Below are 7,144 nucleotides of genomic sequence, written 5' to 3'. Positions count from 1 at the left end.
AAAACCCCACTCCCTCGTTTGAACATTGGGCGTATGCGGTCTTTTCTACGCCGCTCAAGTTGTTTCAGGCCTCTCAATGGTTATCACGAAGAGGCTTTTATCTGGATCAGCCCTCACCAACTTTGCAAAGCGGTGGTGAGGTACAGCCTTCGGGGATTATCTTCGGCCATGGATGGCCGAAGCTAAGCGCCCAGGGATGGCTTGAGCGTGTCCCCGAAGGCTGTACCTCAGCGCCGCCACCCCCAAAGGCAACGGGCTGGGCCAAAACAAAGGCCCAACGCCAAAAGTCAGACCCAAAGCACCCAACTTAAATACCAGCAGCATCCTTCAGGGCAGAAGCGCGATCCGTCTTCTCCCATGGGAAGGCGGTGAACGTCTTGCCGCCAACGGTCATCTCATAAGGCTCGCGGCCGAAGTGGCCGTAGGCTGCCGTGGCCCGGTACATCGGGTGCAGCAGGTCGAGCATGTTGGTGATCGCGTACGGGCGCAGATCGAAGTTGTCGCGGACCAGCTGGATGATCTTGTCATCGCTGATCCTGCCGGTGCCGAAGGTGTTCAGGGAGATCGATGTCGGTTGTGCCACACCGATGGCGTAGGACACCTGAATCTCGCACTTGTCGGCCAGGCCGGCGGCGACGATGTTCTTGGCGACGTAACGGCCGGCATAGGCGGCGGAACGGTCAACCTTGGACGGGTCTTTGCCGGAGAAGGCGCCGCCGCCGTGGCGTGCCATGCCGCCGTAGGTGTCGACGATGATCTTGCGGCCGGTCAGGCCACAGTCGCCCACCGGGCCGCCGATGACGAACTTGCCGGTCGGGTTGATGTGGAACTGGGTGTCTTTGTGCAGCAGCTCTGCTGGCAGCGCGTGCTTGACGATCAGTTCCATGACGGCTTCTTTCAGGTCTTCCTGGGAGACGTCTTCGTCATGCTGGGTAGACAGGACAACGGCATCGATGCCGGAAACCCGGCCGTTTTCGTAGCGGCAAGTGACCTGACTTTTCGCATCGGGGCGCAGCCACGGCAGCAGGCCGCTCTTGCGGGCTTCGGCCTGGCGCTGGACCAGTCGGTGGGAGAAGGTGATCGGCGCAGGCATCAGCACGTCGGTTTCGTTGCTGGCGTAGCCGAACATCAGGCCCTGGTCGCCGGCGCCCTGGTCTTCCGGCTTCTGGCGATCAACGCCCTGGGCGATGTCGACAGACTGCTTGCCGATGATGTTGATCACGCCACAGGTGTCGCCGTCGTAGCCCACGGTAGAGGAGGTGTAGCCGATGTCCTTGATCACGCCACGCACCAGGTCTTCCAGATCGACCCAGGCGCTGGTGGTGATTTCACCGCCGACAATGGCGACGCCGGTTTTTACCATGGTTTCACAGGCAACACGGGCGTGCGGGTCGTCGGTGAGGATGGCATCCAGAACCGCGTCGGAGATCTGATCCGCCAGTTTGTCAGGATGGCCCTCAGAGACCGATTCGGAGGTGAAGATGTTGTAGTCAGCCATAATGCGTGCTCCTCTTGAGCGTTTCAAATGCGAACCGGTGATTGGCTGTTAACGGGCCATTCCGGTTACCGGTTTTGTTGGTGTTATCAAGGGTACGTAAAACTACGTATCCGTATATCAAAATATGTTGATATTGCGTTTGCCCGCGTCATCCGGGGGCGGTGGTTTTCCAGAATTCCCGCACCTGTATCTGGAAGCCGTTGCGAAGGCCGATGAACAGTTGCTCCCCGGCCATCATGCCTGCGTCTGCCGCCCAGGCGGTCAGTTCCTCGGGCTCGAAGCCCAGCCACAGGTCTCCGCAGTTTTCCTTGGCCCAGTCCTGGTCGTGGCTGCACAGGTCGCTGACGACAAAGCAGCCGCCGCCGTTCATCAGCGCGGCGGCGTCCAGGAAGATGTCCGCCGGGCTGGGAACGTGGTGCAGCACCATGTTGGCCACCACCAGGTCAAACGCGTCGCCCCGGGCCAGCAGGTTGTCGGTGACGCCTTCAATCAGGTCGACATTATTAAGGCGATCGTCAATGCAGGTCCGTGTGGCCTTGGCCAGCATGTCGCGGGAGTTGTCCAGCGCCACCACGTGCTCGCAGATCTTTGACAGCACCGGCAAAAAGGCGCCTTCACCGGGGCCGATTTCCAGGGCGGTCTGCCACGGGTGTTTGTCGGCGCGTTTACGGATCAGCTCGGCCACGGGCTCGGCGTACAGGTCAAAGGCGGCGATCAATTCCTGTTGCTCGCGGAACTGTTCGGCGTGGCGAGAGAAAAACGCCTGTGACTGATTCGCCCGCTGGTCGCGGATGGCTTCAATTTTTTCCTCCAGGTGTGACGGCAGGGGAACCTGGTCCACTGTCTCGAACACCTGGCGGATGGTCTGGTCCGTGAGCTTGTCGCTGTCCAGACTCAACGGGCGGCGATAGAAAATGGCGTTGCCTTCCCGCTGGGGCTCCAGCAGCCCGGCCTTGTGCATCACCTTGAGGTGGTGGCTCATGCCGGACTGGCGCATCTCGAACAGCTGGCTCAGTTCCAGCACCCCGAATGTGTCACGACGCAACACGCGCAGAATCTCCAGGCGCAACGGATCCCCGCTCGCTTTGTAGATCGGGGCCAGGGCGTCCAGGGAGGACAGATCGGCGGCGTGTGTGGTCATGGAAGTCATGGTTGGCAAGTTTAGGGGTGTTCTGTTGGTCAATCAATAGCCATATCAAAAAAAATTGATATAGATTTTGAGTTCCTTGAGTTTGGTTCGTTTCGGGAAACCCGATTTGCTCCCACACACACTAATCGGCGAAAATACGCGCCTTATTTTTGAGCAGTTCTATTTTTCCCGAAAAACACTGGAGAAACGTCAATGCCGTCTCGTAAAGATCTCGCCAACGCCATTCGCGCGCTGAGCATGGATGCGGTTCAGAAAGCCAAATCCGGCCACCCGGGTGCGCCCATGGGTATGGCGGATATCGCCGAGGTTCTGTGGAACGATTACCTGAGCCACAACCCGGCCAACCCGCAGTGGGCCAACCGTGACCGCTTCGTGCTGTCCAACGGTCACGGCTCCATGCTGCAGTACTCTTTGCTGCACCTGAGCGGGTACGACGTTTCCATTGACGACCTGAAGAACTTCCGTCAGTTGCACTCCAAAACCCCGGGCCACCCGGAATACGGTTACACCCCGGGCGTTGAGACCACCACCGGCCCCCTGGGGCAGGGTTTTGCCAACTCCGTGGGTTTTGCCCTGGCGGAGAAAGCCCTGGCGGCACAGTTCAACCGTCCCGGTCATGACATCGTGGATCATTACACCTATACCTTCCTGGGCGACGGCTGCCTGATGGAAGGTATCTCCCACGAAGTGGCTTCCCTGGCGGGTACCCTGGGTCTGGGCAAACTGATCTGCTTCTACGACGACAACGGCATTTCCATCGACGGTGAAGTGGATGGCTGGTTCACCGACGACACGCCGAAGCGTTTCGAAGCCTACGGCTGGCAGGTAATTCCGGCGGTAGACGGCCACGATGCTGACGCCGTTCGCGCTGCCATTGAAGCCGCCCGCGCCAATACCGATCAGCCCACGATGATCTGCTGCAAGACCATCATCGGCTTCGGCTCTCCCAACAAGCAGGGCAAGGAAGATTGCCACGGCGCGCCGCTGGGTGACGACGAAATCGCACTGACCCGCGAGCAGCTGGGTTGGACTCATGGTTCTTTCGAGGTGCCGTCTGAAATCTACGCCGAGTGGAACGCCAAAGAGAAAGGCGCCGCCGCACAGCAGGCGTGGGAAGAGAAATTCGCTGCCTACGAAAAGGCCGAGCCGGAACTGGCAGCCGAATTCAAGCGCCGCATGGCCGGCGACCTGCCTGCCGATTTCTCCGAGAAGGCCCAGGCGTACATCCAGGAGTGTCAGGACAAGGGCGAAACCGTCGCCAGCCGCAAGGCCTCCCAGAACACCCTGAATGCCTACGGTCCGCTGCTGCCGGAACTGCTGGGCGGCTCCGCTGACCTGGCCGGCTCCAACCTCACCATCTGGGGTGGCTCCAAAGGCGTGACCAAAGAAGACGCCAGCGGCAACTACATCTATTACGGTGTGCGTGAGTTCGGCATGGCCGCCATCATGAACGGTATCGCTCTGCACGGCGGTTACGTGCCCTACGGCGCCACCTTCCTGATCTTCATGGAATACTGCCGTAACGCCGTGCGTATGGCGGCGCTGATGAAGCAGCGTTCCATCTTCGTGTTCACCCACGACTCCATCGGTCTGGGTGAAGACGGCCCCACGCACCAGCCCATCGAGCAACTGGCCAGCCTGCGCACCACGCCGAACATGAGCACCTGGCGCCCGGCTGACACCGTGGAATCCGCCGTGGCCTGGAAAGCCGCCCTCGAGCGCACAGACGGCCCGACGGCCATGGTGTTCTCCCGTCAGGGACTGCCGCATCAGGAGCGCGATGCCCAGCAGTTGGCAGATGTGGCCAAGGGAGGCTACATCCTGTCCGACAGCGAAGGCATGCTGGACCTGATCCTGATTGCCACTGGCTCCGAAGTGGCCCTGGCCCAGGACACCGCCGCCAAACTGCGGGAGCAGGGCAAGAACGTACGCGTAGTGTCCATGCCGTCCACCGACACCTTTGATGCCCAGAGCGCCGACTACAAACAGAAAGTGCTGCCGCTGGAAGTCACCAACCGCATCGCCATCGAAGCCGCCATTGCCGACTACTGGTACAAGTACGTGGGCCTCGACGGCCGCGTGGTTGGCATGACCACCTTCGGTGAATCTGCGCCCGCCGGCGAGCTGTTCAAGGAATTCGGCTTCACCGTCGACAACATCCTGGAAGTCGCCGCGGAACTGCTGGACGCCTGATGAGCAAAGCCAAGCCTTTTCGCATCGCGATCAACGGATATGGCCGGATTGGCCAGTGCGTGTTGCGCGCGCTGTATGAAAATGGCTATCGCGATCACCTTCAGGTGGTCGCGATCAACGAGCTGTCCGACATCGACACCATCGCGCACCTGACCCGTTATGATTCCACCCACGGCCGGTTCCAGGGTGAGATCGCGGTGGAAGGTGACAACCTGGTGGTGAACGGCGATCCCATCCGCATATTGCGGCATCCGGAACCCTCGGAACTGCCGTGGCGTCTGCTGGATGTGGATCTGGTGCTGGAGTGCTCCGGTGCCTATTCCGACCGCGCGACTGCCCAAAAGCACGTGGACGCGGGCGCCCAGCGCCTGCTGTTCTCCCAACCCGGGGAACCCGATGTCGACCGCACGGTAGTGTTCGGTATTAATGAAGGTGAACTGACCCAAGAGGACGTGATCGTCGCAGCCGCCTCCTGCACAACCAACTGCCTGGTGCCTGTTATCCAGGTGCTGGACGACGCATTGGGCGTGGAGCAGGGCAGCACGACCACCATCCACGCGGCCATGAACGACCAGCCGGTGATTGACGCCTACCATCACCAGGACCTGCGTCGCACCCGCAGTGCACTGCACAACATCGTGCCGGTGGACACCGGGTTGGCCAAAGGCATCGAGCGCTTGCTGCCCCACATGGAAGGCAAATTCAGTTCCGTCGCCATGCGGGTGCCGACCATGAACGTCTCCGCCATCGACATGGTGGTGAACGTCCGCAAGCCAACCACGATTCAGGCGGTGAACGAATTGCTGAAAGGCGCGGCCAGAGGACCGTTGAAAAACATCCTCGGGTACACCGACGAACTCCTGGCCAGCTCCGACTTCAACCACGACGCTCATTCCGGCGTGGTTGATGGCGGCCAGACCCGGGTGACCGGGGAAACCATGGTGAAAGTGCTTTGCTGGTTCGACAACGAATGGGGTTTCGCGAACCGAATGCTGGACGTCAGCCACTGCTGGCTAGAGAAAACCGGCAACTAAACCAAGACCAGATCAAGGGAAGAAAACAATGGCGATCAAAAAAATGACCGACCTGGACCTCGCCGGCAAGCGGGTCCTGATCCGCGAAGACCTCAACGTGCCGGTAAAAGACGGCAAGGTCTCCAGCGATGCCCGCATCCGCGCGTCACTGCCCACCATCAAGGCCGCCAAAGACGCCGGCGCCAAGGTCATGCTGATGTCACACCTGGGCCGCCCGGAAGAAGGCGTCTATGACGAAGCTTCCTCCATGAAGCCCGTCGCTGACCACCTCACCAAAGTGCTGGGCCAGGAAGTACGCCTGATCAAAGACTACCTGGACGGCGTTGAAGTCGCCGACGGCGAAGTTGTCCTGTTCGAAAACGTCCGCTTCAACAAGGGCGAAAAGAAAGACAACGAAGACCTCGCGAAACAGTACGCCGCCCTGTGCGACGTCTACGTAATGGACGCCTTCGGCACCGCCCACCGCGCCCAGGCCTCCACTCACGGCGTAGCAAAATTCGCCCCCGAAGCCTGCGCCGGCCCGCTGCTGGCAGCTGAACTGGACGCCCTCGGCAAAGCCCTCGACAACCCGGCCAAACCGGTTGTGGCCATCGTCGGCGGCTCCAAGGTTTCCACCAAACTGGACGTCCTCAACGCCCTGGAAAACGTTTGCGACCAGATCATCGTCGGCGGCGGCATCGCCAACACCTTCCTGGCCGCTGCCGGTCACCCGGTCGGCAAATCCCTGTGCGAGCACGACCTGGTCGACACCGCCAAAGAAATCGCCTCCCGCGTGGAAATCCCGCTACCGGTCGACGTCGTTGTGGCCAGTGAATTCGCCGAAACCGCCACCGCCACCACCAAGAACATTGCCGACGTCACCGACAACGACATGATCCTCGACGTCGGCCCCGAAACCGCCGGCAAATTCGCCGACGTACTGAAAAACGCCAAAACCATCCTCTGGAACGGCCCGGTCGGCGTCTTCGAATTCGACCAGTTCGGCAACGGCACCAAAGCACTCGCCGACGCCATCGCCGAAAGCGACGCCTTCTCCCTGGCCGGCGGCGGTGATACCGTAGCGGCCGTTGACAAGTATGGCGTTGCTGACAAAATCTCCTACATCTCTACCGGCGGCGGCGCGTTCCTCGAGTTCGTGGAAGGCAAAACCCTGCCGGCAGTAGCTGTACTAGAGGAGCGCGGAGCTTAAGCTTTTTTGTTTTTTAAGCTTAGGCGTTAAGAAAAAAGCCAGAATCGCAAGGAGGGTGGGAAGTGTGCTTCGCGGAATTT

General features: G+C 60.4%; 5 protein-coding genes. 3 read left to right on the top strand and 2 right to left on the bottom strand.

Annotation, left to right across the window (positions count from 1 at the left end):
* Positions 1-307: 307 nt before the first annotated feature.
* Together metK and ACJO5Y_RS11700 are read right to left on the bottom strand one after the other, a co-directional pair.
* Positions 308-1,498 (bottom strand): methionine adenosyltransferase, encoded by a 1,191-nt coding sequence (gene metK, locus ACJO5Y_RS11705; RefSeq protein WP_406987378.1) that lies wholly within the window; start codon positions 1,496-1,498, stop codon positions 308-310.
* Positions 1,499-1,646: 148 nt separating this feature from the next.
* Entirely contained in the window at positions 1,647-2,648 is a 1,002-nt protein-coding gene (locus ACJO5Y_RS11700) for a metalloregulator ArsR/SmtB family transcription factor (protein WP_406987379.1), read from the bottom strand.
* A 192-nt stretch (positions 2,649-2,840) separates the two neighbouring features.
* Between ACJO5Y_RS11700 and tkt the strand changes: the two genes are divergently transcribed.
* The 3 genes from tkt to ACJO5Y_RS11685 are packed head-to-tail and all read left to right on the top strand — an operon-like array spanning position 2,841 to position 7,064.
* A complete protein-coding gene (tkt, locus tag ACJO5Y_RS11695; RefSeq protein ID WP_406987377.1) occupies positions 2,841-4,841 on the top strand; it encodes a transketolase in 2,001 nt (666 codons plus the stop codon).
* Complete coding sequence (gap, locus tag ACJO5Y_RS11690; RefSeq protein WP_406987376.1) at positions 4,841-5,875, top strand: type I glyceraldehyde-3-phosphate dehydrogenase; 1,035 nt, start codon at positions 4,841-4,843, stop codon at positions 5,873-5,875. Before tkt ends, gap begins: the two co-directional genes overlap by 1 nt.
* Before the next feature lie 28 nt (positions 5,876-5,903).
* Positions 5,904-7,064: a phosphoglycerate kinase gene (locus ACJO5Y_RS11685; protein WP_406987375.1), complete on the top strand. Its 1,161-nt coding sequence runs from the start codon at positions 5,904-5,906 to the stop codon at positions 7,062-7,064.
* Positions 7,065-7,144 lie beyond the last annotated feature (80 nt).

The sequence above is a fragment of the Marinobacter alkalisoli genome, assembly GCF_045449855.1.
GTDB lineage: Bacteria > Pseudomonadota > Gammaproteobacteria > Pseudomonadales > Oleiphilaceae > Marinobacter.
The sequence above is the reverse complement of the archived record's forward strand: the minus strand, read 5'-3'. Positions and strand labels throughout refer to the sequence as shown.

Bases quoted from the DNA above. Each gene is read 5' to 3' on its own strand.
- gap (WP_406987376.1), top strand. From the start codon at position 4,841: ATGAGCAAAGCCAAGCCTTTTCGCATCGCGATCAACGGATATGGCCGG.
- tkt (WP_406987377.1), top strand. From the start codon at position 2,841: ATGCCGTCTCGTAAAGATCTCGCCAACGCCATTCGCGCGCTGAGCATG.
- ACJO5Y_RS11685 (WP_406987375.1), top strand. From the start codon at position 5,904: ATGGCGATCAAAAAAATGACCGACCTGGACCTCGCCGGCAAGCGGGTC.
- ACJO5Y_RS11700 (WP_406987379.1), bottom strand. From the start codon at position 2,648: ATGACTTCCATGACCACACACGCCGCCGATCTGTCCTCCCTGGACGCC.
- metK (WP_406987378.1), bottom strand. From the start codon at position 1,498: ATGGCTGACTACAACATCTTCACCTCCGAATCGGTCTCTGAGGGCCAT.